The following is a 23,440-nucleotide window of genomic DNA, read 5'->3' as shown; positions in this document are numbered from 1 at the left end:
GGAATAATGACGAAGATCACTTCGGCTGCGGCCGGTATCGGAGTCTCGTCTGCAGCAGGGCCGTTGGTCATGTTGCTCGGAATGCTGCTGTTTGCGCTTAACGACGCGATGGGCAAATGGCTGGTGGCTTCCTACGGGCTGGGACAGGTCATCCTCATCCGCAGCGTGGCTGCGCTTCTCATTCTCTCGCCGCTGCTGTGGAAGGCGGGGCTTGCTCCCATCGTTGGCGCCGAACGAAAGGGCATGCAGCTTGCCCGCGTAATCTTCTCGACGGGGGAGGTATTCTGCTTCTACTACGCCGTCATGTATCTGCCGCTCGCCGACGTGATGACGTTCTGGCTCGCGGCCCCGATCTACGTCGCAGCACTTTCTCCGCTGCTGCTGGGCGAAAGCGTCGGCTGGCGCCGGTGGACGGCAATCGCCGTCGGCTTCATCGGCGTCATCATCGCGCTGGAGCCGTCGAGCGCCATGTTCAGCCTGCCGGCGATCATCTCCATCATCGGCAGCGCTGCCTTCGCTTTCATGATGATTTCCGGACGCTTCCTGCGTGGCACGCCCGACACGACCCTCGTGCTGTTCCAGACCGGGGCCGCGGGCATTGCGGGACTGATCTTCGCGCCGTTCGACTGGTCCCCGATCCAGTCCGCGACGGATGTCTTCCTGCTCTGCCTGCTGGGGGTCGTGGCGATGTCCGCACACATGCTCGTTAACCGCGCGCTCAAGATGTCCGATGCAGCTACCGTCGCCCCGCTGCAGTACACGCTCCTGCTCTACGCGGTCATCTTCGGCTGGATGTTCTTCGGCGACACGCCCCGCCTGACGATGATGATAGGTGCCGTGCTTATCATTGCGTCCGGTCTCTTCATCTTCATCCGGGAACAGATGGTGAAGAAGCGGTCGGAGGCGGAGCCCCTGGAGATCGCCTGATCTCCTTTCCAGTTGGCGCAGTTGTCGAGGCCGTCCCCATGGGGCGGCCTTTTTCTCTGCCCGCACGTAGAGCTGCCGATACCTGAGATGCTCCGCGCCAGCGGTGCCAATGCCCCTGTGCGGAATGAAAAAAGCCCACAGTCGCGAGGACTGTGGGCTTCGAAGAAAGGGCCGCCCGGAATGCGGCCTGTCAGGTCCGCTTAGTTGCGGATTTCCTGGAGCTTCGCCAGGATTCCGTCAACGACGTCGGCACCGATGGTTGCCTTGTGCTTTTCATAGACGACCATCGACTTCTCGCGGATGCGGGCCTGCTCTTCCGGCGAGAGCGTATTCACTTCCAGACCAGCTTCCTTGATCTTCTCCAGGGACTTCTTGTTGAGCTCCTGGATCACCTTGCGCTCTTCGTCGCGGCCAACCGTTGCGCATTCGCGCAGGGCTGCCTGCTCTTCAGGCGTGTAGGTGTCGAAGATTGCCTTCGAGAACAGGAAGAGGAACGGCGTGTAGGCGTGGTTCGTTTCGGTGATGTACTTCTGCACTTCGTAGAACTTCGAAGTGTCGATCGTCACGTAGGGGTTTTCCTGCGCGTCGATCGCCTTGGTTTCCAGCGCCGAGAAAACTTCGCCGAAGGACATCGGCGTCGCGTTCGCACCGAGGTTCTGGAAGGTGTCGAGGAAGATGTCATTCTGCATCACGCGGACCTTCAGGCCCTCGAAATCTTCCCACTTCGTTACCGGACGAACCGAGTTCGACAGGTTACGGAACCCGTTTTCCCAGTAACCGAGGTTCACGAGGCCGGCTTCTTCGAGCTTCTGGCTCATCATGTCGCCGAAATCGCCGTCGAGGACCTGATAGGCTTCCTCAGGGCTTGCGAAGAGGAAGGGCAGGTCGAACACGCCGAGAGCCGGGATGATGCCGACGAGGGGCGAGGACGAGGTTACAACGGCTTCCTGGACGCCGGAGCGCAGAGCCTGAGTTGCCTGGAGGTCACCACCGAGAGCGCCACCCCAGAAAGCAGTCAGCTTCAGCTTACCGCCGGACTTTTCGTCGAGGCAGGCCTGCATGGCCTTGATGCCGTTGCCAACCGGATGGTCTTCGTTGATGCCGTTCGAAACGCGGATATTACGTTCGTTGAACTCCGCGAAAGCCGGAGCTGCGGCCGAGAGACCGAAAGCGATGGCAGTCGTGGCAAGAAGCATTTTCCTCATAGTATCCTCCCTTGGATAAGTTGCTGAGGGTTGCGGATCAGTAGAGCCAACGTGCGGGCACGAGGACGATATCGGGGAACAGGACGAGCAGGAAAAGAACGGCGACCTGCGCGACCAGGAATGGCCACACGCCTACGGTTACCTTCCCAAGCGGCACTCGCCCGACGCCGCTTACGACGTTCAAGACCACCCCGACTGGCGGAGTGAGCAGGCCGATACAGGTATTCATGATGAACAGGACACCGAAATAAACGGGGTCGATGCCGGCCTGCTTGATGATCGGCATCAAGACAGGCGTCAGGATCAGGATGGTTGGCGTCAGGTCGAGCGCGGTGCCGACAACCAGGACGACCAGCATAATCACGAACATCAGCAGCATCGGTCGGTCGATGAGCGGCTCTATGAACCCGGTGATCTCCGAAGGAATGTTTGCAGCCGTGATAAGCCACGACGAGACCAGAGCGGCGCAGACCAGGAACATGATGACCGCAGTTGTCTTTGCGGCCTGCAGGATCACGCGCGGGAGTTCCGCGGGCGTCAACTCGCGATAGATCACCATTCCCACGAAGAGGGCATAGGCTGCAGCGACCACTGCTGCTTCGGTCGGGGTGACGACCCCCATCTTGATGCCACCAAGGATGATCACCGGCATGCCGAGTGCCCACAGGGCTCGGCCAGTCGCCCGAATTCGCTCCTTGGCGGGTGCCGGAGGCAGGGCCTGGACATTGTCTTTACGAACGACGATGAGCCAGGTGATCACGAGCGCTATGCCCATAAGAAGGCCGGGCACGATTCCCGCCATGAACAGCTGGGTGATGGATACGTTTGCCGCGACACCGAAGACGATAAAAGCCATCGAGGGCGGAATCACCGGAGCGATCACGCCACCCGCTGCAATAAGACCGGCCGAACGGGGGACGTTGTAGCCCGCCTTCGCCATCATCGGGATAAGGATCGCGGCGAGAGCTGCGGTATCGGCGGCAGCCGAACCGGAAATGCTGGCCATGATGACGGCCGCCATGATGGCCACGATGCCGAGGCCGCCACGGATATGGCCCACACAGGCAATCGCGAAGTCGATAATGCGCCGCGAAAGTCCGCCGGCATTCATCAGCTCACCTGCCAGGATGAAGAACGGGATCGCTAGCAGCGTGAAGGTATCCGCACCGGCGATCATGTTCTGGGCGATGATCTGGGTATTGAACATACCCATGTACCACATAAGCATGACGCCGCAGAACATCAGCGAGAAGGCAACAGGGACACCAATTGCCATTGCTCCGAGAAGCGAGACAATGAAAACGACAAGAGTCATTGAGAACGCTCCGCCAGATGCTCGATGGACATGTTCTCGCCAGCAAAGGCGGCAATTTCCTCTTCCGTCACACGGCCTGTCAGCAGGCGCACGAGACGTTCAAGGGCGATGAGGACAACACCGGCTCCGGTGAAGAAGCCAACGCCATACACCCAGATCATCGGAAGTTTCGTTACGGGTGCGACCATGCTCGCATTGATGGGAGCCTGCTTCCAGGTCCCCCAAAAGAAGATTGCCGAAACCGCGATGATGATGATGTTCGACAGGATCATGCAGATGATGCGCCCCTTGCGTCCGAACAGCATGACCAGGGTTTCCACCCCAACGTGCGAGTGCTCGCGAAACGCAACGACAGCGCCGATGAACGTCAGCCACACGAAGAAGTAGCGGGACAACTCGTCGGAAACGTTCAGTCCCGAATTGAATCCGTAGCGGAGCACAACGTTGAGGAACACCATGACCGCCATGCCGGAAAGCAGCAGGATCAACAGGAGTTCAAGGAATTTGTAGAAAAGATCGACCGCCCTTTGCATCGTGTCCCTCCCGTTTGGTTACAAGAGCCCACGCTGGGCCAGGTTCTTCATCAACGCACCCAGGCCGAAGCTCCACTTCGGGCACCGATCGCTGGTTTCGACCCAGTTTATAAGCCGACCGAGCCGCGGCGTCGAGATTTCGACGCGGTCACCGATTTCGTGAGTGAAACCGAGGCCTGCGCCGCGGCGATCCTTCACCGGAGCGAACATCGTGCCGAGGAAGAAGACGACGCCGTCCGGATACTGGTGATTGTCGTTCAACAACTGCGAGACCAGGTCTTCCGGGCTGCGGCTGATCGCAGCCATGGGGCTCAGGCCGGTCATGACGAAACCGTCAGCACCCTCGACGTTCAGCGCGATCTCCGCACCCTTCACGTCATCCAGGGTAAAGCTGTCATCGAACAGGCGGATGAACGGACCGAGCGCGCAGGACGCGTTGTTGTCCTTCGCCTTGCTGAGCAACAGTGCGGAACGCCCTTCGAAATCGCGCAGGTTGACATCGTTGCCGAGCGTCGCACCGACGATCCTGCCGGTCGAGGTAACCGCAAGGACAACTTCCGGCTCGGGATTGTTCCAGTCCGATTTCGGATGGATGCCGATGGTCGCCCCACAACCGACGGACGACATGGGCTGCGCCTTGGTGAAGATCTCGGCATCCGGACCGATGCCGACTTCCAGATACTGTGACCAGAGCCCGAGTTCCTGGAGCAACGTCTTGACCTCGGCGGCCTTGGCGGAGCCGGCAACGAGACCCTTCAGGTTGTCGCCCAGAACAGGCGCCAGTCGGCCGCGGATTTCCTGTGCACGGAGAGGATCGCCCTTGGCTTGTTCCTCGATCACGCGCTCCAGCATGCTGTCGGCAAAAGTAACGCCGGCAGCCTTTACCGCCTGCAGGTCGGTCGGGGCAAGCAGCTCGCCCGCCGACCCGTCCAGGAACTGGTCCAGCGTCCCGAGTGCCTTGAGATCCGTGGCGGCACGAAGCGTGCTGGCCAGCCCTTCTCGCTCAAGTAGTGCGGAGATCGTCGGCGCCAAAGACGTAAGATCGAGGATGCTGCCCGACCTGTGGAGAACGGGGCAGGGGCCACCGGCTTCCTTCGACCAGACGCGGCCAACGAGCAGGGCATCATCTGCGTCTTGCGGCAAGATAGATTGCGCGCGCAACATGGTCTCGATCTTCACCAAATTTCCTCCTTGGCGGGAAATGCGAAATCTCCCTGATTGTCAGGATGTCTGACAAGATCGGCGGTTTCTAGTATGACTTTTTCGCCCTGTCCAGTCACCCTGCCCCCTTGCGGGAAAAACTCGGTAAACCGGAGGGAAATGCTCAATCACTCGAGGGTGAGATCGAGCCGCCCGGCCGCCTTGACGAGATGCTGCCGCATGGCAGCGCGAGACCTCCCGGGATCTCCGCTGACAATGGCATCCCGGATCGCCACATGCTCCGCGATGGTGACCTCGACAATCTCCTCGAGGACCGCTTTCGCACGTGCCGCGTTGATCGCCAGACTGATCCGCTCGGCAATGAATCCGATGAAGAGGGGGAAGTATTCATTCTGGGTTGCAGCGGCGAGGACCCGGTGGAAAGCGAGATCAGCCACGATCCCCTGCTCGGTCCATTTCTCCGCCCCGGTCATCTGCTCCAGCGTTTCATCGAGGCGCGCAATGTCCTCCTCCGTATGGTGGAGAGCAGCCAGCCCGGCCGCCTCGATCTCGAGCGGAATACGCAGCTGGTAGAGGTTCTTGAAAGCTTCGCGATCGTTGAGATCGCCCTGCTCGATCCTCAATGACTGCCGCTGGGCGAACTCCGTGGCAAAGGCACCGACACCCTGCCTCGTCTCCACCAGGCCCTCGTTCCGCAACTGGGCAATAGCCTCCCGCACGACCGACCGGCTGACGCCGAAAGTCTTGGCAAGGAGATGCTCGGTTGGAAGCTTGTCGCCGGGCGCGATGCGCCCCTCCAGGATTTCGCGTCCGATCTGACCGGCGATCCGCGCCGGCAGATGCTCACTTCGTCTGATCTGGTTAAAGTCGGCAACAGCCACGTCCGCCCTCCCTTGGCATCCTCCTAATTCTACGAGTCCGCGGGAAATTTCAATTGGCAGCCCGGATTCATGATCATTCCCGGGTCGATCGCCTGCCTCAGGGCGACCAGCAGGTTCCGCCGCACCGGGGAAAGCCGGGCTTCGAAGTCCGCGCGCTTCAGGCGACCGATGCCGTGCTCGGCGCTGATGCTGCCCTGATAGCGGTCGAGCACGGCATTGATCGCGCTCTTCGCCTTGTAGATCTGCTCGATCCGTTGTTCCGGAGTGGACTCCGGTGCCGGCAGGACGTTCAGGTGGACATTGCCGTCCCCGACATGGCCATAGGAGACGCAGGTCGATCCCTGCGCCGCTTCTCCGACGGCCTTTTCGGCTTCGACGACGAAATCCGCAAGTTGGGACAGCTTGACGGACACGTCGGTACGAAGGTGCATGCCGCGCTTGGCCTGCCCCTCGTTCATGCCTTCGCGGATCAGCCAAAGGTTGCGCGCCTGGGCCTGCGACGCAGCTATCGTTCCATCCAACACGATGCCTTCTTCCATCGCCGTCTCCAGGAAGCGACCCATCAGGTCTTCGATATCGACGAGCCCGGAACCGGAAATCTCCATCAGAACATAGGCGGGATAGTCGGCCGCGATCGGGATGGGCAGGTCGGGCATGACCTCCTTCGCCAGCGTGAAGGCAAGCGGCGGCATGAACTCGAAGGCCGACATCAGGTCACAGCAGTCACGGCGCGCCTGGCGGAAAAGCTTGATGGCATCGTCGAGCGAGGCAAGTCCGAGAAGCGCCGTCGCCACCTGGTCCGGATAGGGCGTAAGCTTCACGGCAACGGCCGTGATGATGCCCAGGGTGCCTTCGGCGCCGATGAACAACTGCTTCAGGTCGATCCCGCGATTATCCTTCCGAAGCGTCGACAATCCGTCGAGGATGCTGCCGTCCGGCAGGACCACTTCCAGACCGAAGATCAGCTCGCGCGTCATCCCGTATCGCAGCACGTTGATGCCGCCGGCATTGGTGGAGACGTTGCCGCCTATGCGGCAGGTGCCCTGGGCGCCCAGCGCCAACGGGAAGAACATGCCCTCTTCGGCCACGGCGTCCTTGAGTTCGGACAGGATGCAGCCTGCCTCGACCACCGCCGAAAAGTCGTCGGCATCGATCTGGCGTATCCTGTTCATTCGTTCCAGGCTCAGCACGACCTGGTTTGTATCGGGGTCCGGCGTCGCCCCGAGAACGAGACCGGTATTGCCGCCCTGCGGCACGATCGAAAGGCCAAGCTCGCGGCATGTCCTGACCGCCTGCGCGACCTGCTCGGTCGAGCGGGGCCGCAGCACGGCCACCGCATTGCTGGTCACATCGCCATGCCAATCGCGGCAGTAGGACAGCATCTCGTCGCTTTCGGTGAGGACAATGTCGCCTCCCAGCGAAATGCGCAGCTTTTCCCGCCACTCGGAAATATAAGCGGTTGCGTCCTTGGTCATGTGCCTCTCGTGCCTCTGCCTAGCCAGTGGGGAACAATCAGGGACCGACACCGGACTGGCATGGAAATAACAGTTTTCAAGGCGACCATATAAAGTTATCAGACAACCTTACAAGCTAGATTTTAGTGGCGTCCCTGGCCTCCGGACAGAGACGCTTCCCCAGGAGGAACGCATTCATGCACATTCTCATCATCGGCGCGGCCGGCATGGTCGGCCGTAAGCTCACGCAGCGGCTGGTCTCCGAAAAGGCACTCGGCGGCAAGCCGGTCGAAAGGCTGACGCTCGTAGATGTGGTGAAGCCCGAAGCGCCGGCCGGCTTCTCCGGCGTCGTGGATGCACTGGAGAGCGATCTGTCTGCGACCGGAGAAGCCGAAAAGCTGATTGTCGATCGCCCGGACGTCATCTTTCACCTGGCCGCCATCGTGTCCGGTGAAGCCGAACTCGACTTCGACAAGGGTTACCGCATCAACCTCGACGGAACCCGCTATCTCTTCGACGCGATCCGTCTGGCGCACAACGAGGACGGCTACAGGCCGCGTGTCGTCTTCACGTCCTCGATCGCCGTCGTGGGCGCACCTCTGCCCTTCCCGATCCCGGACGAGTTCCACCTTACGCCCCTGACGAGCTACGGCACCCAGAAGGCTATCTGCGAACTGCTGCTGTCCGATTACAGCCGTCGCGGTTTCTTCGACGGCATCGGCATTCGCCTGCCGACGATCTGCATCCGCCCCGGCAAGCCGAACAAGGCCGCCTCCGGCTTCTTCTCCAACATCCTGCGCGAGCCGCTGGTCGGGCAGGAAGCCGTTCTGCCCGTGTCCGAGCATGTCCGCCACTGGCACACGTCCCCGCGCTCCGCGGTCGGCTTCCTCATCCATGGCGCAACGATCGACCTCGACAAGGTCGGGCCGCGCCGGAACCTCTCCATGCCGGGCCTCAGCGCCACGGTGGGTGAACAGATCGAAGCGCTCCGCCGCGTTGCGGGCGACAAGGCGGTCGCCCTTATCCGCCGGGAGCCGGATGAGATGATCATGAAAATGGTCGCCGGCTGGGCGCCGGGCTTCGAGGCAAAGCGGGCGCGGGAACTCGGGTTCACCGCCGAAACGTCCTTCGACGAAATCATCCGCGCTCACATCGACGATGAACTGGGAGGCAAACTGCCATGACGGCGAAGAAGAGGATCGCATTTCTCGGAACGGGCCTCATGGGGGCGCCCATGGTCCGTTGCCTCCTGAAGGCAGGCTTCCCGGTCACCGTCTGGAACCGGGACGCCGCAAAGGCCGCGCCGCTCGTCGCCGACGGCGCGCGGCAGGCAAACTCCGCCGCCGAGGCCGCCGCGGGCGCCGACGTTGTCTTCGCCATGCTGACCAACGGCGCGGCCGTTGCCGAAGTGCTGTTCGAGAAGGGCGTGGCCGACGCCATGGGCAAGAGCGCGATCTTTGTGGATTGCAGCTCAATCGCCCCGCCGATTGCGAAGGAAAACGCCCGCCTGCTCGCCGAGCGGGGTATCCGAAGCCTCGACGCTCCGGTCTCGGGCGGGACCGCCGGCGCTGCCGCAGGCACCCTTGCCATCATGGCCGGAGGCGATGCCGCCGATGTCGCGGCACTCGGTGACGTCTTCTCAGCCCTCGGTCGCGTCACGCATGTCGGCCCGAGCGGCGCCGGTCAGATCTGCAAGCTCGCCAACCAGCAGATCGTCGCAGTGACCATCGGGGCAGTCGCCGAGGCGATGATCCTCGCCGAAGCGGGCGGCGCATCGCGTGCCGCCTTCCGGGACGCTATCCGCGGTGGCTTTGCGGAGAGCCGCATCCTCGAGCTTCACGGCCAGCGGATGGTCGGCCGCGATTTCGTCCCCGGCGGGGCATCCGCCAATCAGTTGAAGGACCTTGACGCGGTCATGGCGATGGCCGAAAGCCTGTCGCTGACCCTGCCGCTAACCCGCCAGGTTCGTCAGGAGTTTGCCGATTTCGTGGCCGAGGGCGGCGCGGACAAGGACCATAGCGGCCTCCTCCTGCATCTCGAAAAGCTCAACCGGAAAGACCAGGCATAAGCATGAGCGACAACAGCAACTCGAAGCGCCGCCTCCGGTCGCAGGACTGGTTCGACAATCCCGACCACATCGACATGACGGCCCTCTATCTGGAGCGCTTCATGAACTACGGGGTCACGCCCGAGGAACTGCGTTCAGGCAAGCCGGTGATCGGCATCGCCCAGAGCGGCAGCGATCTGACCCCCTGCAACCGCGTTCACGTCGAGCTGGTCAAGCGGGTACGGGACGGCATCCGCGATGCCGGCGGCATTCCTATCGAGTTTCCCACCCATCCGATCTTCGAAAACTGCAAGCGTCCGACCGCGGCGCTTGACCGCAATCTCGCCTATCTCAGCCTCGTCGAGGTGCTCTACGGCTACCCGCTCGACGGCGTAGTGCTGACCACGGGCTGTGACAAGACCACCCCGTCGGCGATCATGGCCGCCTCCACCGTCGACATCCCCGCCATCGTCCTCTCGGGCGGGCCCATGCTGGATGGCTGGCACGAAGGCGATCTCGTAGGCTCCGGGACCGTGATCTGGCGCATGCGCCGCAAGTTCGCCGCAGGCGAGATCGATCGCGAGGAGTTCCTTCAGGCGGCGCTCGATTCCGCCCCTTCCGTCGGCCACTGCAACACCATGGGCACGGCCTCGACGATGAATGCGCTGGCCGAGGCGCTCGGCATGTCGCTTACCGGATGCGGTGCCATCCCTGCTGCCTACCGCGAACGCGGCCAGATGGCTTATCGCACCGGTCGTCGGGCGGTCGAACTGGTCTGGGATGATCTCAAGCCCTCCGACATCCTGACGCGCGAATCCTTCCTCAACGCCATCCGCGTCAACTCGGCCATCGGCGGCTCCACCAATGCCCAGCCGCATCTGGCGGCCATGGCCAAGCATGCCGGTGTGGATCTCTATCCGGAGGACTGGCAGGTACACGGTTTCGACATTCCGCTGCTGGCCAATGTCCAGCCGGCCGGACAATTCCTTGGCGAACGCTACCACCGTGCAGGCGGGACGCCTGCCATCATGTGTGAGCTCTTGAAGGTCGGCAAGCTCGACGGTAACTGTCGCACGGTCACCGGCAAGTCTGTGGCCGAGAACCTGAAGGGCAGGGAAGCGACCGACCGCGACGTCATCTATCCGTATGAGCAGCCGCTGAAGGAAAAGGCCGGCTTCCTGGTGCTGAAGGGCAATCTGTTCGACTTCGCCATCATGAAGACCAGCGTCATCTCGCAGGGCTTCCGCGAGCGCTACCTGTCCGAGCCCGGCCGCGAAGGCGTGTTCGAGGGCAAGGCCGTCGTCTTCGACGGGTCGGAAGAGTATCACCATCGCATAAACGACCCTGCGCTCGGCATCGACGAGGACACGATCCTGGTCATTCGCGGCGCCGGCCCTCTCGGCTGGCCCGGTTCGGCGGAAGTGGTCAACATGCAGCCGCCGGATCACCTCCTGAAGAAGGGCATCATGAGCCTGCCGACGATCGGCGACGGGCGACAGTCCGGCACGGCCGACAGCCCCTCCATCCTCAATGCCTCGCCGGAAAGCGCCGCAGGCGGCGGCCTCGCCTGGCTTCGCACCGGAGACATCATCCGTATCGACCTCAACCAGGGACGTTGCGACATGCTGGTTGAGCCCGAGGAGATCGAGCGGCGCAAGGCAGACGGTATCCCGCCGGTTCCCGCCGACGCCACGCCGTGGCAGCGCATTTATCGCAAGTCGGTGACGCAGCTTTCGGACGGGGGCGTCCTCGAGGGCGCCGCCGAATTCCGGCAGATCGCCGCCAAGAGGCCGCCACGGCATAATCACTAGGCATCCTAAGTCCCGGCTCTCGGTCGGACAGGACTTCAGGCAGCTCCTGTTCTACCGACGCCGGGATTAGCCTCGGCCACCGCGGCCTTCTCCGCAGATCACCCGCTACGCCGGTGATATCTGCAGGGAAACCCTTTCTGCGCTGCATGGGAACGCGCTCACCCATCCATTCAGCGAAATCGCTCGGTCAGTCGGCACTTACGCGAAAGGGTTGGCTGGTATGCAATCTGCCGTTGGTGCTAGAGAACCGCGCTCATGCCGCCGTCGACATAGATGATCTGGCCGTTGACATAGGCCGACGCGTCCGATGCCAGGAAGACGGCCGCTCCCACCAGTTCCTCAGGCTTGCCCCATCGCCGTGAAGGGGTTCGGCTTTTGACCCAGCTATCGAATTCGGGATTGTCGATCAGCGCTTGGTTCATGTCCGTCAGCATGTAGCCGGGACCGATGGCATTGGCCTGGATGCCGTGCATCGCCCATTCCGCCGCCATCGCCTGGGTGAGCGTCTTGATGCCCCCCTTGGCGGCCGTGTAGGGCGCTACTGTAGCGCGCCCGAGCCCGCTCATCAGCGACCCGATGTTGATGACCTTCCCGCGCTTGCGTGGCAGCATCCGCTTGGCCGCTTCGCGCGACACCAGGAACGCGCTGGTCAGGTTCGTATCGATGACGCGCTGCCAGTTGGCGCTATCCAGTTCGACGATGGGTTTGCGATACTGGATGCCGGCATTGTTGACCAGGATGTCGACCGAGATGTTCTCCGCGTCGAACCGCTCGAAGGCGGCGACCACCGACACCTCGTCGGTCACGTCGAAAGCGGACGTCGTCACGTCGATGCCGCGCTCCCGCAGCTTTGCCGCGCTCTCCTCAAGCCGCTCCGCGTTGACGCCGTTCAGGATCAGGGATGCCCCGGCCTCGGCGAGACCGGTCGCGATGGCGAGACCCAGTCCGCGCGACGAGCCCGTCACGAGAGCGGTACGCCTTTGCAGGCTGAAGAGCGGATTGTCCAAGAGTGTGTCCCCCATGATGCGCATTCGTGCGGACAGCCATATGCCCGTGGTCAGGCATGTTGTCCAGCGATGCGGGGGGTCGGAAGGTAGCTGCGGCGCCGGTGTCCCCGGCGCCGCAGGCTTATCAGGCGGCCGTGCGGGCGAAGTCTTCGGTCGGCACTTCCGAGATGGTCTTCAGAACCTGCGAGGCGATCTGGTAGGGGCAACCCTGCGAGTTCGGACGACGATCCTCGAGATAGCCGCGATAGCCGTTGTTCACGAAGGAATGCGGAACGCGGATCGATGCGCCGCGGTCGGCGATGCCGTAGGAGAACTTGTTCCACGGCGCGGTCTCATGCTTGCCGGTCAGGCGCATGTGGTTGTCCGGACCATAGACGTCGATATGCTCCTTCCAGTTCCGGGCGAAGGCGGCCATCAGGGCCTCGAAGTATTCCTTGCCGCCGGTTTCGCGCATGTACTTCGTGGAGAAGTTGCAGTGCATGCCCGAGCCGTTCCAGTCGGTATCGCCGAGCGGCTTGCAGTGCCATTCGATGTCGACGCCGTACTTCTCGCACAGGCGAAGCAGCAGGTAGCGCGCAATCCAGATCTGGTCGGCAGCCTTCTTGGAGCCCTTGCCGAAGATCTGGAACTCCCACTGACCCTTGGCCACCTCGGCATTGATGCCTTCGTGGTTGATGCCGGCGGCGAGGCAGAGGTCCAGATGCTCCTCGACGATCTCGCGGGCGATGGAGCCGACGTTCTTGTAGCCGACGCCGGTGTAGTAGGGGCCCTGGGGAGCCGGGAACCCATTCTCCGGGAAACCAAGCGGGCGGCCATCCTCATAGAAGAAGTATTCCTGCTCGAAGCCGAACCATGCGTCCTCGTCGTCGAGGATCGTGGCGCGCGCGTTGGAAGCGTGCGGCGTCACACCGTCCGGCATCATGACTTCGCACATGACCAGAACGCCATTGGTGCGGGCCGGATCGGGATAGAGCGCGACCGGCTTCAGCACGCAATCCGAGCTGTGGCCTTCGGCCTGCATCGTCGAGGATCCGTCGAAGCCCCAAAGCGGCAGCTGCTCGAGCGTCGGAAACGCGTCGAACTCCTTGATCTGCGTCTTGCCGCGCAGGTTAGGAACGGGGGTGTAGCCATCAAGCCAAATGTACTCGAGCTTGTATTTCGTCATCGGAACTCTCTCTTCGTAGACCGCGATCAAACTGCCGTCCGGTTTGGCGCACAGCGCCTGCCGGCTGGTTGAGTAGGGAGAAGCACGTTCCGTGCCAGATTGCTTAATGACGCTTCGGAGCGCCTCTTTTGACCAACCGAGCCGGGCATTTTGGGAAATTTTCGGATCAGATCCCAAGGATTCCATCCATTTGGTCGGACATCCGCGCTGAAAGGAACGCGCAGGAGGGCCGCGCGTTGACCTGGATAGCTCAGCGCCTCAAGAAGGGCGGCGGAAAGGGCATCACGCGTCTAATCTGAGTGCAATTGCGCAAAAACTGTGCGATAGTGATGCCGCGTTCTTGGTGAGGAAACGACATGACCCCAGGTGTGGAGTTCGTATCTGCCCAGATAATAAAATTTCCGGTCGGCCCTGATCGCAGGGCGCGGAGTTCGGAAAAGACGGTCATGGAAAAGGTGCCGAAGCCTGCAACGGCAGCGCTTGATACGTGCTGGTACCACGACGAAGCTATCCGAGAGAGCAGGCCCTCTCCAGTTCGCGATTGACCTAACCACGTTCCGTCCGCCCGGGCCCCGGCACGCCGACCGCGGCTTCGCGCCGTCTTCTCAATCTCAAGCGATCCAGCAGCCCTGCCTTTTCGTAGCATTCTCGAAGGATGAATGCTGTCAGGAGGAATGTCGCTTATGGGGGTAGGGTCTCGAATTGCCTGGGTAACGGGTGCAAGCTCCGGTATCGGGCGGGCAGTCGCGCTGCGTCTTGCCGATGAGGGCTGGAAGGTGGCGGTGAGTGCCCGCAGCCAGGAGAAGCTCTCTCAGCTTGAGACCGAACGGCCCGGAGCCATCATCGCCTATCCGCTGGACGTAACCGATCGCGAGGCAGCCCTTTCCGTCGCGTCCCGCATCGAGGCATCCCATGGTCCGGTTGGGCTCGCCGTATTTTCAGCCGGAAGCTACAGGCGAGAGAGCGTCAGACGCTTCAATTCGCAGGATCTGGCGAAACTCGTGACGCTCAACGTCATCGGCACCGCGCACTGTCTGGAAGCCGTCATGCCGGCGATGCTGGAGCGCGGGTCCGGCAGGATCGCCGTCATGGCATCGGTCGCAGGCTATGTGGGGCTCCCCGGCGGCGCCTTTTATGGAGCCACCAAATCGGCACTCATCACCCTCTGCGAAGGCCTCTATCCGGAACTCAGGCGGTCCGGCGTGCATCTGAGCGTGATCAATCCCGGCTTCGTGGATACACCCTTGACCAAAAGGAACGATTTTCCGATGCCCTTCATGATCGATACGGAAGAGGCGACGAACGCGATACTGAGAGGGCTCTCCACCAACCGGTTCGAGATCATCTTTCCCTGGAAGATGGCGCTGGCGATCCGGTTGCTGCGTGCGCTGCCTCGGTCGCTGCTTTTCAGGATCACCGACCGCATGGTACGGGCCCCGGCCGGGGCGGCGCAGAACCGGACGTCAGGTGAAACTGGATGACATCCAGGCGCTGCGTCCTGAAGCCGACGGCGCAATAATGAAGGTAATAGTGCCACATCCTCTTGAACCGCTCGTCGAACCCGAGCCGCGCGATCCGGGGCCAGTTTCTCTGGAATGCCCTGTCCCACAACAGCAAGGTCTTCTCGTAGTCTCCGCCGAAGCGGTACTCATCTGCAACCGAAAGGCTTCCGCTTTCGGCCGCATGGCGAAATGCGCCAACCGACGGAAGCATGCCGCCCGGAAAGATATAGGTCTGGATGAAATCGGCATTCCGGCGATAATGCTCGAAACGCTCGTCCGCGATCGTGATGGTCTGGATCATCGCATCCCCACCCGGATGAAGCAGGCGACGTACGCGGTCGAAGAAGATCGGCCAGTTCGTTTCGCCGACGGCCTCGAACATCTCGATCGAGACGACCTTCGTGAACTGCCCGCGGCAATCGCGATAGTCTTCGAGACGGATATCCGCGCGATCGGCCATGCCGGCCTGCTCCAGCCTGCGCCGCGCATGATCCGCCTGCTCGGTCGATAGCGTCAGGCAGGTGACGCGGCACCCCGTCTCCCTTATCGCGACTTCGGCGAATCCGCCCCAGCCGCAGCCGATCTCCAGGACGTGATCCTCCGGGCCTATGCCGAGCGTCTCGATGATCCGCCGATACTTGGCCACTTGGGCCATTTCGAGCGGCTGCTCGGCATTTTCAAAGCAGGCCGCCGAATACGTCATCGTCTCGTCAAGCCAGGCCCGGTAGAAGTCGTTTCCGAGATCGTAGTGGAACGAGATGTTCCGCCGGCTGCCTGCACGGGAGTTGGCCCGGAGCCGGTGGCGCAAGCAGGCCATGAGCTTCCTGAGGCCACGACCGACAAGAAGCTGCCCCCACGCTTCGTCATTGGCGACGGCAAGTTCGAGCACCGCTCCGAGGTCCGGCGAATGCCACTCGCCCTCCATGTAGGCGCGGGCAAAGCCGAGGGACCCGCCCGTCAGCAGCCGCCGCACCGGCCGTGCATTGGCAAGCTCGATGATGGCGCTGGGCCCGGGCGCGACGCCCCGGTATGTCCGTTCTGCTCCGCCCGGAAAGCGAAGTGTAAGCTGACCGGCAACGATCCGCTCCGCCCACCGGCAAATCCCCGCCTGCCAGATGGGCTGGCGCAACACCCCACGAGGCGGCGCCACATGCTGGACGTCCGTCATCGCCCCTCCTCCTGCATGATCGTTCGGGTATGCGGGGCCAAACTCTTGATGTGCCGGTGAACCGGTACTCCTTTCAGCCAGAGCCGCAGCGCCTCCCAATGGATCGCCGCGGTAACCTTGAGCGTCATCAGGGGGAAACTGGCCACGGCACGGAAAAGGTTCGCATCGGAGAGCACACGTCGGGTGCTGGCAAAGGACGCGGACAGCAATGGACCGTCGCCATCCGTCTCCCTTATCGCGATCGCCACGCGTGAATCCGGCCGGCGGGTGGTGAAATGATAGGAGCAGTTCATGGGCAGGAATGGCGAGACGTAGAGCGCCTTCTCGCATGAATGCCGCACGACGCCTCGCGTCTCGCCGCCCACCTTGATCACATAGGTGTGCCGCTCATGGAAGGTGTTGCAGACCTCGTAGAGGATTGCCAGCAGGGTCCCGTCCCGCGCCTCGCAGAAATAGACAGTCAGCGGGTTGAAGACATAACCGAACAGGCGCGGATAGCACAGAACCCGAATCCTGACGTCGGGATGATCGACGCCGGCATCGGACAGCTGTGTCTCTACCCATTCCCTGAGCTTGCCCGGTTCGCCCGATCCGTGATCCTTGTCCCAGAAGCTGATCACGGCCCTGCGGTTGTGTCCGAACAGTCGAAGACGCCGATCGAGCGCCGGCAGTTCATCCGCGTCGATGAGAAGCGAGAACACTTTGTAGCGAAGCTTGTGTTCTTTCGGTCGATAGCGACGATGCACGACATCGCCGATGTAGAGTGCGGATCCTTCGGTCATTCGGCGGCCTCTAGCATCGCAGGCGCAAAAATCCTGCCGGACGGGTCCGAGAGCGTCCAAGGCCTCCGCGTGCCGGTCAACTGTTCCGCAACGGCAAGGCCTGCCTGCAGGCCGTCCTCGTGAAAGCCGCTGCCGAAATACGCGCCGCAGAACCAGATCCCCCGCCTTCCCTGGAGGTTCCAGAGCTGGCGCTGCGCCCGCATCGCCGGCTGGTCGAAGAGCGGATGCTTGTAGTCGAACGTCCGGATGACGTGTCCCGGATCGATGTCGCGGCACGGATTGAGCGTGACGAAGATCGGCTTGCTGGTGGAGAGGGTCTGCAGACGGTTCATCCAGTAGGTGACGCACAGCGGCCGCTCACCGCTGGACTGCCTCCCTCCGATATAGTTCCAGCTCGACCATACCTGTTTTCGCCTTGGCATGACCGCCCGGTCGCCATGAAGAACGGCCCGGTTGCGCGTGTAGCGGAAGCAGCCGAGAACTTCCTGCTCCCGCCGACCCGGATCCGCGATGACGGCAAGCGCATCGTCCGCATGCGTCGCCAGGATCACGTGATCGAAACGGTCCTCGTTGCCCGAGGCATCCTTGACGAGCACGCCGCGAGCCTCGCTCCGCACCTCCACGACCCTGCTGCCCAAACGCACCTCGCCCCGGAAATCTCCCATGAGGCGCCGGACATATTCGATGCTCCCGCCTCTGACCGTCCGCCATTGGGGCCGGTCCTTGAACTGCACCAGTCCGTGGTTGCAGAAGAAGCGCAGGAATGCCTTGAACGGATAGTCCCGCATGTCGTTGGCGGTCGTGGACCAGATGGCGGCGCCCATGGGCAGGAGGTGGTCGTCGATGAAGGCTTGCGAATATCCCTCCTGCCTCAGGAAATCGCCGAGGGTGAGATCGTCGAGCTCAGGTCGCTGCAGCATCTGCGGTGCGTCCCGGTAGAAGCGAACGACATCGGACATCATGCGCCAGAAACGGGGACGCGCTGCATTCCGTCGCTGGCCGAACAGCCCGCCGATCCCGGTCCCGGAATATTCGAAGGACCCGTCATCGAGAGAGGCGGCAAAGGACATGTTCGTCGCATCGGTCTGGACCCTCAGGTGCTCGAACAAGGCAACCAGGTTGGGGTAGTTGCGTTCATTGTAGACGATGAAACCGGTGTCGACAGGAACGTTTTCGCCGTCGACTTCGACTGCCACCGTGTTGGAGTGCCCTCCAATGCGATCTTCCGCCTCATAGAGGGTCACTTCGCAGGTCTTGCCGGCAAGCCAGGCGGCCGCCATGCCGCTGATCCCCGTTCCGATGACGGCGATGCGCGTCGTGCCCCCGTCGCCCGAAAATCCCTGTCTCATGCACTGCCCTCGATTCATCCATTTGATGGGGTTCTACGTGCCCCGAAGGTCGCTGGATCGGCTGACCATGGCTACCCGCAGGATTTTTTTGATCCATCATGCAATCGACAGCGTAATGGCCCGCATGAGCTTGAGCATTCCATTTGCACCGCAGGCGTGCCAGAACCAAGCATCCGCGACGCTCCGGCGGCGTGCAAGGCAAGGCGCAGCTATGACAAAGCCGAAGAACCCGGCAGGCGGGACAGATCAACCGACCCCGGCCCAACTCGCCACGCTGCTGGTAACGGTGGGGCGGGCGCGTGACGTTGCCGCGTTCGAGACGCTTTTCCGGTTCTACGCGCCGAAGATACGAGCCTTCATGGCACTCAAGACGAAGGACAGGCAGACGGCAGAAGAGCTGATGCAGGAAACGATGATGGCCGTCTGGTCGAAGTCGGGCCAGTTCGATCCGGCGAGAGGCACCGTATCGGCATGGGTGTTCACCGTGGCGCGAAACATCCGCATCGACGCCTACCGCCGCAAGCTGCCGATGTTCGATCCGCAAGATCCGGCCTTCGTTGCGGACGACGTCCCACCCGCCGACAAGGAAGTCGAACAGGCCCAACAGGCCGTCCTGCTCGGCCGGGCGCTTTCGACCCTTCCGAGCGAGCAGCAGGACGTGCTCAAGAAGGCGTTCTTCGAAGACATTCCGCACTCTGCCATTGCCCAGCAGATGAACCTGCCGCTCGGCACCGTGAAGTCGCGGATCCGGCTGGCCTTCGCAAAGCTCCGCGCGGCGCTGGAGGAACGGCCATGACGGTGCGCCACCATATCAGCGAGGAAATGCTCCTCGACTATGCCGCCGGTACGCTGTCGGAGGGCTGGGCCATCGCCATTGCTTCCCACCTTGCCCTTTGCCCCGCCTGCCGCAATCACCTTGCGGCAATGGAGGGCGCCGCCGGTGCTCTTCTGGAAAAGGTCACCCAGTCGGAGGGCGTCGATGATTCATGGGACATCTTCCGGGAGCGCCTGAAGGATTGCCATGTCGATCCGACGGACGCGGGCCGTGCCCATCAGACAAAAGCGGGAGGCCGGCCTGAGGCACCTAGTGCCGTTCTTCCGGAGCCGCTGCGATCCTACGTGGGCAGCGATGTCGGCGGGCTGAAATGGCGCGCGCTCGGTCGCGGCGCCTATCAGGTCCGCATCCAGACAGATGATCCTTCCACACAGGTGCGGCTGCTTCGAATTCCAGCGGGACGGCCGGTCCCCGAGCACACGCACCAGGGTCGCGAACTCACACTTGTTCTCTCGGGGAGCTTCCGCGACGGCGACCAGATCTTCCAGCGTGGCGATATGGAGGAGGCCGATGACGATCTTCTTCACACGCCGGTAGCGACGGAAGGCGAGGATTGTATCTGCCTTGCCGTGACGGAAGCGCCATTGAAGTTCACCAGCTGGATCATGCGGATGATCCAGCCCATCCTGAAAATCTGATGCAAGACTGGAAAAGGTAAGCCCGATGCCCGCGCCTGTCGTAGCCTATCTTGTCACCGCAATCGCGTTCTTCGCCGTAGACGCGATCTGGCTCGGTCGGGTGGCGACCACGCTATACCGCGGCTGGCTCGGCGACATGATGCTGGAACAACCCAATTTCACAGCCGCGGGCGCGTTCTATTTGGTCTATGTGGCCGGCATCGTCTACTTCGCGGTCATGCCGGCGCTCGCCGACGAAAGCTGGGTGCAGGCGGCCATTGCGGGCGCCGTGCTGGGGCTTGTGGCCTATGGCACCTATGACATGACCAATCTGGCGACGCTGAAGAACTGGTCGCTGGCGATGACCATCACCGACATGGCCTGGGGCACCGCCCTCACCTCCTTCGCCGCCACGGTGGGCTTCTTCGTAACGCAAAAGCTGGCCTGAGGGCACGTCAAAGCCTAACTTCAGGGCAGACGGTTTACATCGGGACACTCCGCTCTATTCTGCCAGCGAGTGATCGGCAGGGCCTTATCCGCGAAAGCCTATCGCCGGAGATCAAGCGGGAAGGAGTGTTCGCGTGCTGCAGCCCGAATCGGACATCGAAGGCTGCGCACGGGAGCCAATCCACATTCCCGGCGCCATCCAGCCGCATGGAGCATTGTTCGTCCTCCGCCCTTCCGACATGTCGCTCATCCAGGCCAGCGCGAATGCGGCAGCCGTGCTCGGCTCAGCGGTGTCGCTTGGCGAGAAGCCGGCCGGCCTCGGCGCCGAAGTGGAACTGCTCAGGCTCTGGTACGAAAGCGGAGAGCCCACGATCCAGATAACCGCACCCGAGCACGGCTTGATGCTGATGGCCCACCGGGCAGACCCGGTTATCGTCGTCGAGGCTGAACATGCCGAGGAGGCTATGGCCTCCGACATATTTCCGGGGCTGCGAAGCTTCGTGGACAGGCTTGCCGCGCAGTCCGACGCTGCCGGCTCCCTCGACGAGACCGTGCGTTTCGTTCACGAGCTCACCGGCTTCGACCGGGTCCTGGCCTATCGGTTCGACGACGACTGGAATGGTCACGTCGTGGCCGAGGCCGGCAACGGAAAACTTCCTTCCTATCTCGACCTGCGCTTTCCGGCGTCCGACATACCCGCTCAGGCAAGAGCCCTTTACGCCAGCAACCGGGTTAGGCTTATCCCGGATGTAAACTACACGCCGGCTCCACTCGAGCCCGCCTTCAATCCCGAGACCGGTCGTCCGCTCGACCTGAGCTTCGCGCAGCTGCGCAGTGTCTCGCCCATCCACCTCGAATACATGCGTAACATGGGCACCGCCGCCTCCATGTCGATCTCGATCATGATTGACGGGCAGTTATGGGGCCTTGTCTCCTGCCATAGTGCCAGGCCGCACAGGATAAGCGCGACGCTTCGGGACCTGTGCGACTTTGTCGTTCAGTCGCTGGCCATGCGGATTGCGGCCCAGGATCGCGCCGAGGGGGCGTCGCAGCGCGTCGATCTCGGCCAGATCACAGCGCGGCTCCTGGCCTCCATGACCGCGCGGGCCGATTGGGTTGAAGGATTGGCGGAGGCCAGCGACGATCTCATGGAACAGGTGAGCGCATCAGGCGCGGCAATCATCACCGATACCCGCTGCGTCCGGCTGGGCGAAACCCCTTCGGAGAAGCAGCTGCAGGCGATCGTACAGTGGCTGGAACGCAATGGAGATACCGAAGAAGTTTTCGCCACGACGTCGCTATGCGCCGGAATGCCTGACGCCGCCGAATTTGCGGACGCGGCGAGCGGTATTCTCGCTATCCGGCTGTCCAAGCTTTATCCCAGCTGGCTGATCTGGGTGAGGCCGGAAATCCGCCGGACCGTCACCTGGGGCGGCAATCCCCACAAGTACGTCAGCGAGAACGGACGCATCCATCCGCGCAAGTCGTTCGAGGCCTGGCAGGAACAAGTGCGAATGCATGCCCGGCCCTGGACGGCGTCGGAGATCGCGGCCGCACGCGACCTCCGCGCCGCAATCGTCGGGATCGTCCTGCGCCGCGCGGAAGAACTCGCCGAACTGACCAGCGAACTGCAACGGTCGAACAAGGAACTTGAGGCTTTCTCCTACTCCGTCTCCCATGACCTGCGGGCGCCCTTCCGCCATATCGTCGGCTTTGCGCAATTGCTGCGCGAACGCGAAGGAGAGATGGACGAAAAGTCCCGGCACTATCTCAGCAACATCTCGGATTCGGCACTTGCCGCGGGCCGGCTGGTGGACGACCTGCTGAACTTTTCCCATCTCGGCCGGACGGCGATCGTTCCCAAGAAGGTGGATATGAACAAGCTTGTTTCCGAGGTGATCAAGAGCGTGATGATCACGCAAGCGGAACGGAAAATCGAATGGCGGGTTTCATCGCTTCCGGTTGCCTGGGGCGATGCAACCCTGCTGCGGCAGGTCTGGTATAACCTGGTCGACAACGCGGTGAAGTACACCAGGGACCAGCATCCTGCCGAAATCTCGATCGCCGGATCTCTTGATGGAAACCAGGTCGTGTACCGCATTTCCGACAACGGCGTGGGGTTCGACATGGCATACGTCGGAAAACTGTTCGGCGTCTTCCAGAGGCTTCAGCGCGCGGAAGACTTCGAAGGGACGGGTATCGGGCTGGCACTGGCCCGGAGAATCATTGACCGTCACGGCGGCTCGATCACCGCAACAGGCGCAGTTGGCAGCGGAGCCGAATTCGTATTCGCGTTGCCGACACGGGAGAGAAAGGGAAGAGCGATTGCCTGAACTGAGACCGATCCTTCTCGTGGAAGACAGTCCGCGAGATCTTGAACTGACACTTGCGGCACTGGAGAAGTGCCAGCTCGCAAACGAAATCATCATCGCGCGCGATGGCGCAGAGGCGATCGACTATCTCTTCGCCACGGGCTCCCACGAGGGTCGGCCCGACGGAGATCCGACCGTTGTCCTTCTGGACCTCAAGCTGCCCAAGATCGACGGCCTCGAAGTGCTCGAGCGCGTAAAGGGCGACGAGAGGCTCCGCCACATCCCCATGGTCATGCTGACGTCCTCGCGGGAAGAGCAGGACCTCGTGAAGAGCTATGAGCTCGGCGTCAACGCCTTCGTCGTCAAGCCCGTCGAGTTCAACGAGTTCTTCAAGGCCATCCAGGACCTCGGCGTCTTCTGGGCGCTCCTGAACGAACCGCCACCGGGATTCCGACGCAATGGACTTGCATAACCCACCCCGCCAGCCCCGTATCCTCGTTCTCGAGGACAGCCAACTCGATGCGGAACTGATCCGCGAGCATCTCGAGACGCTGAACCCGGTGCCGGAGATCCGGTATGCTCAAAATCGGAGAACCTACGAGGAAGCCCTCGACGAAGGAGACTACGACGTCATCCTCGCCGATTTCTCTCTCCCCGATTTCGACGGGATGAGTGCGCTCGAACTGGCCCGCGACGTTGCGCCCGAAGTGCCTTTCATCTTCGTGTCGGGCATCCTCGGCGAGGAGGTCGCAATCGAGTCCTTCAGGCAGGGGGCCACCGACTACGTCCTGAAGCAGCGCCTCATACGCCTGCCGCGGCCGTCGACCGCGCGCTTGCGGAAGCCCGCGAACGCAAAGAGCGTCGAAATGCCGAGCGACAGAAGGAATTGCTGGTCCGCGAACTCAGCCACCGCGTGAAGAAC

The 23,440-nt window shown here is 62.3% G+C and carries 23 protein-coding genes; 12 read left to right on the top strand and 11 right to left on the bottom strand.

The window, feature by feature from the left end; translation table 11 throughout:
* The first annotated feature begins 6 nt into the window (after positions 1 to 6).
* Positions 7 to 927, top strand: a complete 921-nt coding sequence (locus tag ACWGPT_RS15830; protein ID WP_452606575.1) for a DMT family transporter — start codon at positions 7 to 9, stop codon at positions 925 to 927.
* Between the two features lie 200 nt (positions 928 to 1,127).
* On the opposite strand, the gene ACWGPT_RS15825 is transcribed toward ACWGPT_RS15830, so the two are convergent.
* From ACWGPT_RS15825 to ACWGPT_RS15800, 6 genes are all read right to left on the bottom strand, one after another.
* Positions 1,128 to 2,132: a TRAP transporter substrate-binding protein gene (locus tag ACWGPT_RS15825; RefSeq protein ID WP_452606574.1), complete on the bottom strand. Its 1,005-nt coding sequence runs from the start codon at positions 2,130 to 2,132 to the stop codon at positions 1,128 to 1,130.
* Positions 2,133 to 2,169: 37 nt separating this feature from the next.
* A complete protein-coding gene (locus tag ACWGPT_RS15820) occupies positions 2,170 to 3,447 on the bottom strand; it encodes a TRAP transporter large permease (RefSeq protein ID WP_452606573.1) in 1,278 nt (425 codons plus the stop codon).
* Positions 3,444 to 3,980, bottom strand: a complete 537-nt coding sequence (locus ACWGPT_RS15815) for a TRAP transporter small permease (protein ID WP_452606572.1) — start codon at positions 3,978 to 3,980, stop codon at positions 3,444 to 3,446. Before ACWGPT_RS15815 ends, ACWGPT_RS15820 begins: the two co-directional genes overlap by 4 nt.
* Before the next feature lie 18 nt (positions 3,981 to 3,998).
* Entirely contained in the window at positions 3,999 to 5,144 is a 1,146-nt protein-coding gene (locus ACWGPT_RS15810) for a fumarylacetoacetate hydrolase family protein (protein ID WP_452606606.1), read from the bottom strand.
* Positions 5,145 to 5,308: 164 nt separating this feature from the next.
* A complete protein-coding gene (locus ACWGPT_RS15805) occupies positions 5,309 to 6,022 on the bottom strand; it encodes a FadR/GntR family transcriptional regulator (protein WP_452606571.1) in 714 nt (237 codons plus the stop codon).
* 29 nt (positions 6,023 to 6,051) lie between these two features.
* Positions 6,052 to 7,497, bottom strand: coding sequence for an FAD-binding oxidoreductase (locus tag ACWGPT_RS15800; RefSeq protein WP_452606570.1), 1,446 nt, complete (start codon positions 7,495 to 7,497; stop codon positions 6,052 to 6,054).
* Between the two features lie 176 nt (positions 7,498 to 7,673).
* Here ACWGPT_RS15800 and denD point away from each other — a divergent pair, with 176 nt between their 5' ends.
* The 3 genes from denD to ACWGPT_RS15785 are packed head-to-tail and all read left to right on the top strand — an operon-like array spanning position 7,674 to position 11,334.
* A complete protein-coding gene (denD, locus tag ACWGPT_RS15795; protein ID WP_452606569.1) occupies positions 7,674 to 8,660 on the top strand; it encodes a D-erythronate dehydrogenase in 987 nt (328 codons plus the stop codon).
* The gene (locus ACWGPT_RS15790; RefSeq protein ID WP_452606568.1) at positions 8,657 to 9,544 is read left to right on the top strand and encodes an NAD(P)-dependent oxidoreductase; all 888 of its coding nucleotides are present in this window, start codon (positions 8,657 to 8,659) and stop codon (positions 9,542 to 9,544) included. The genes denD and ACWGPT_RS15790 overlap by 4 nt, the downstream gene beginning before the upstream one ends.
* A 2-nt stretch (positions 9,545 to 9,546) precedes the next feature.
* Positions 9,547 to 11,334 (top strand): IlvD/Edd family dehydratase, encoded by a 1,788-nt coding sequence (locus ACWGPT_RS15785; RefSeq protein WP_452606567.1) that lies wholly within the window; start codon positions 9,547 to 9,549, stop codon positions 11,332 to 11,334.
* A gap of 239 nt (positions 11,335 to 11,573) precedes the next feature.
* Here ACWGPT_RS15785 and ACWGPT_RS15780 read toward each other — a convergent pair whose 3' ends face one another.
* Positions 11,574 to 12,341, bottom strand: coding sequence for an SDR family oxidoreductase (locus tag ACWGPT_RS15780; RefSeq protein ID WP_452606605.1), 768 nt, complete (start codon positions 12,339 to 12,341; stop codon positions 11,574 to 11,576).
* A gap of 124 nt (positions 12,342 to 12,465) precedes the next feature.
* Positions 12,466 to 13,506: a glutamine synthetase beta-grasp domain-containing protein gene (locus ACWGPT_RS15775; RefSeq protein WP_452606566.1), complete on the bottom strand. Its 1,041-nt coding sequence runs from the start codon at positions 13,504 to 13,506 to the stop codon at positions 12,466 to 12,468.
* Between the two features lie 356 nt (positions 13,507 to 13,862).
* Between ACWGPT_RS15775 and ACWGPT_RS15770 the strand changes: the two genes are divergently transcribed.
* Positions 13,863 to 14,051 carry a DUF2735 domain-containing protein gene (locus ACWGPT_RS15770; protein WP_452606565.1) on the top strand — a complete coding sequence of 63 codons (189 nt, stop codon included), beginning with the start codon at positions 13,863 to 13,865 and terminating at the stop codon, positions 14,049 to 14,051.
* Between the two features lie 114 nt (positions 14,052 to 14,165).
* Positions 14,166 to 14,987 (top strand): SDR family NAD(P)-dependent oxidoreductase, encoded by an 822-nt coding sequence (locus ACWGPT_RS15765; protein WP_452606564.1) that lies wholly within the window; start codon positions 14,166 to 14,168, stop codon positions 14,985 to 14,987.
* Here the strand turns inward: ACWGPT_RS15765 and ACWGPT_RS15760 are convergent.
* The 3 genes from ACWGPT_RS15760 to ACWGPT_RS15750 are packed head-to-tail and all read right to left on the bottom strand — an operon-like array spanning position 14,920 to position 18,307.
* Positions 14,920 to 16,176 (bottom strand): class I SAM-dependent methyltransferase, encoded by a 1,257-nt coding sequence (locus tag ACWGPT_RS15760; RefSeq protein ID WP_452606563.1) that lies wholly within the window; start codon positions 16,174 to 16,176, stop codon positions 14,920 to 14,922. The two genes, ACWGPT_RS15765 and ACWGPT_RS15760, sit on opposite strands and share 68 nt — an antisense overlap.
* Positions 16,173 to 16,958, bottom strand: a complete 786-nt coding sequence (locus ACWGPT_RS15755; protein ID WP_452606562.1) for a DUF1365 domain-containing protein — start codon at positions 16,956 to 16,958, stop codon at positions 16,173 to 16,175. The genes ACWGPT_RS15760 and ACWGPT_RS15755 overlap by 4 nt, the downstream gene beginning before the upstream one ends.
* Complete coding sequence (locus ACWGPT_RS15750) at positions 16,955 to 18,307, bottom strand: NAD(P)/FAD-dependent oxidoreductase (RefSeq protein WP_452606561.1); 1,353 nt, start codon at positions 18,305 to 18,307, stop codon at positions 16,955 to 16,957. Before ACWGPT_RS15750 ends, ACWGPT_RS15755 begins: the two co-directional genes overlap by 4 nt.
* 211 nt (positions 18,308 to 18,518) lie before the next feature.
* Here ACWGPT_RS15750 and ACWGPT_RS15745 point away from each other — a divergent pair, with 211 nt between their 5' ends.
* From ACWGPT_RS15745 to ACWGPT_RS15720, 6 genes are all read left to right on the top strand, one after another.
* Complete coding sequence (locus tag ACWGPT_RS15745) at positions 18,519 to 19,103, top strand: RNA polymerase sigma factor (protein ID WP_452606560.1); 585 nt, start codon at positions 18,519 to 18,521, stop codon at positions 19,101 to 19,103.
* Entirely contained in the window at positions 19,100 to 19,780 is a 681-nt protein-coding gene (locus ACWGPT_RS15740) for a ChrR family anti-sigma-E factor (RefSeq protein ID WP_452606559.1), read from the top strand. Before ACWGPT_RS15745 ends, ACWGPT_RS15740 begins: the two co-directional genes overlap by 4 nt.
* A 25-nt stretch (positions 19,781 to 19,805) precedes the next feature.
* Positions 19,806 to 20,207 (top strand): DUF2177 family protein, encoded by a 402-nt coding sequence (locus tag ACWGPT_RS15735; protein ID WP_452606558.1) that lies wholly within the window; start codon positions 19,806 to 19,808, stop codon positions 20,205 to 20,207.
* A gap of 133 nt (positions 20,208 to 20,340) precedes the next feature.
* Complete coding sequence (locus tag ACWGPT_RS15730; RefSeq protein ID WP_452606557.1) at positions 20,341 to 22,539, top strand: ATP-binding protein; 2,199 nt, start codon at positions 20,341 to 20,343, stop codon at positions 22,537 to 22,539.
* Positions 22,532 to 22,990 (top strand): response regulator, encoded by a 459-nt coding sequence (locus ACWGPT_RS15725; protein WP_452606556.1) that lies wholly within the window; start codon positions 22,532 to 22,534, stop codon positions 22,988 to 22,990. The genes ACWGPT_RS15730 and ACWGPT_RS15725 overlap by 8 nt, the downstream gene beginning before the upstream one ends.
* Positions 22,977 to 23,435 carry a response regulator gene (locus ACWGPT_RS15720; protein WP_452606555.1) on the top strand — a complete coding sequence of 153 codons (459 nt, stop codon included), beginning with the start codon at positions 22,977 to 22,979 and terminating at the stop codon, positions 23,433 to 23,435. Before ACWGPT_RS15725 ends, ACWGPT_RS15720 begins: the two co-directional genes overlap by 14 nt.
* Positions 23,436 to 23,440: the final 5 nt, after the last annotated feature.

Source organism: Pseudorhizobium sp. NPDC055634 (assembly GCF_053618655.1).
This window is presented reverse-complemented; position numbering and strand designations above follow the sequence as displayed.

Excerpts from the sequence above, each read along its gene's own strand:
- ACWGPT_RS15830 (WP_452606575.1), top strand. The coding sequence starts at position 7 with ATGACGAAGATCACTTCGGCTGCGGCCGGTATCGGAGTCTCGTCTGCA.
- ACWGPT_RS15825 (WP_452606574.1), bottom strand. The coding sequence starts at position 2,132 with ATGAGGAAAATGCTTCTTGCCACGACTGCCATCGCTTTCGGTCTCTCG.
- ACWGPT_RS15820 (WP_452606573.1), bottom strand. The coding sequence starts at position 3,447 with ATGACTCTTGTCGTTTTCATTGTCTCGCTTCTCGGAGCAATGGCAATT.
- ACWGPT_RS15815 (WP_452606572.1), bottom strand. The coding sequence starts at position 3,980 with ATGCAAAGGGCGGTCGATCTTTTCTACAAATTCCTTGAACTCCTGTTG.
- ACWGPT_RS15810 (WP_452606606.1), bottom strand. The coding sequence starts at position 5,144 with ATGTTGCGCGCGCAATCTATCTTGCCGCAAGACGCAGATGATGCCCTG.
- ACWGPT_RS15800 (WP_452606570.1), bottom strand. The coding sequence starts at position 7,497 with ATGACCAAGGACGCAACCGCTTATATTTCCGAGTGGCGGGAAAAGCTG.
- denD (WP_452606569.1), top strand. The coding sequence starts at position 7,674 with ATGCACATTCTCATCATCGGCGCGGCCGGCATGGTCGGCCGTAAGCTC.
- ACWGPT_RS15790 (WP_452606568.1), top strand. The coding sequence starts at position 8,657 with ATGACGGCGAAGAAGAGGATCGCATTTCTCGGAACGGGCCTCATGGGG.
- ACWGPT_RS15785 (WP_452606567.1), top strand. The coding sequence starts at position 9,547 with ATGAGCGACAACAGCAACTCGAAGCGCCGCCTCCGGTCGCAGGACTGG.
- ACWGPT_RS15775 (WP_452606566.1), bottom strand. The coding sequence starts at position 13,506 with ATGACGAAATACAAGCTCGAGTACATTTGGCTTGATGGCTACACCCCC.
- ACWGPT_RS15770 (WP_452606565.1), top strand. The coding sequence starts at position 13,863 with ATGACCCCAGGTGTGGAGTTCGTATCTGCCCAGATAATAAAATTTCCG.
- ACWGPT_RS15765 (WP_452606564.1), top strand. The coding sequence starts at position 14,166 with ATGCTGTCAGGAGGAATGTCGCTTATGGGGGTAGGGTCTCGAATTGCC.
- ACWGPT_RS15760 (WP_452606563.1), bottom strand. The coding sequence starts at position 16,176 with ATGACGGACGTCCAGCATGTGGCGCCGCCTCGTGGGGTGTTGCGCCAG.
- ACWGPT_RS15755 (WP_452606562.1), bottom strand. The coding sequence starts at position 16,958 with ATGACCGAAGGATCCGCACTCTACATCGGCGATGTCGTGCATCGTCGC.
- ACWGPT_RS15750 (WP_452606561.1), bottom strand. The coding sequence starts at position 18,307 with ATGAGACAGGGATTTTCGGGCGACGGGGGCACGACGCGCATCGCCGTC.
- ACWGPT_RS15745 (WP_452606560.1), top strand. The coding sequence starts at position 18,519 with ATGACAAAGCCGAAGAACCCGGCAGGCGGGACAGATCAACCGACCCCG.
- ACWGPT_RS15740 (WP_452606559.1), top strand. The coding sequence starts at position 19,100 with ATGACGGTGCGCCACCATATCAGCGAGGAAATGCTCCTCGACTATGCC.
- ACWGPT_RS15735 (WP_452606558.1), top strand. The coding sequence starts at position 19,806 with ATGCCCGCGCCTGTCGTAGCCTATCTTGTCACCGCAATCGCGTTCTTC.
- ACWGPT_RS15720 (WP_452606555.1), top strand. The coding sequence starts at position 22,977 with ATGGACTTGCATAACCCACCCCGCCAGCCCCGTATCCTCGTTCTCGAG.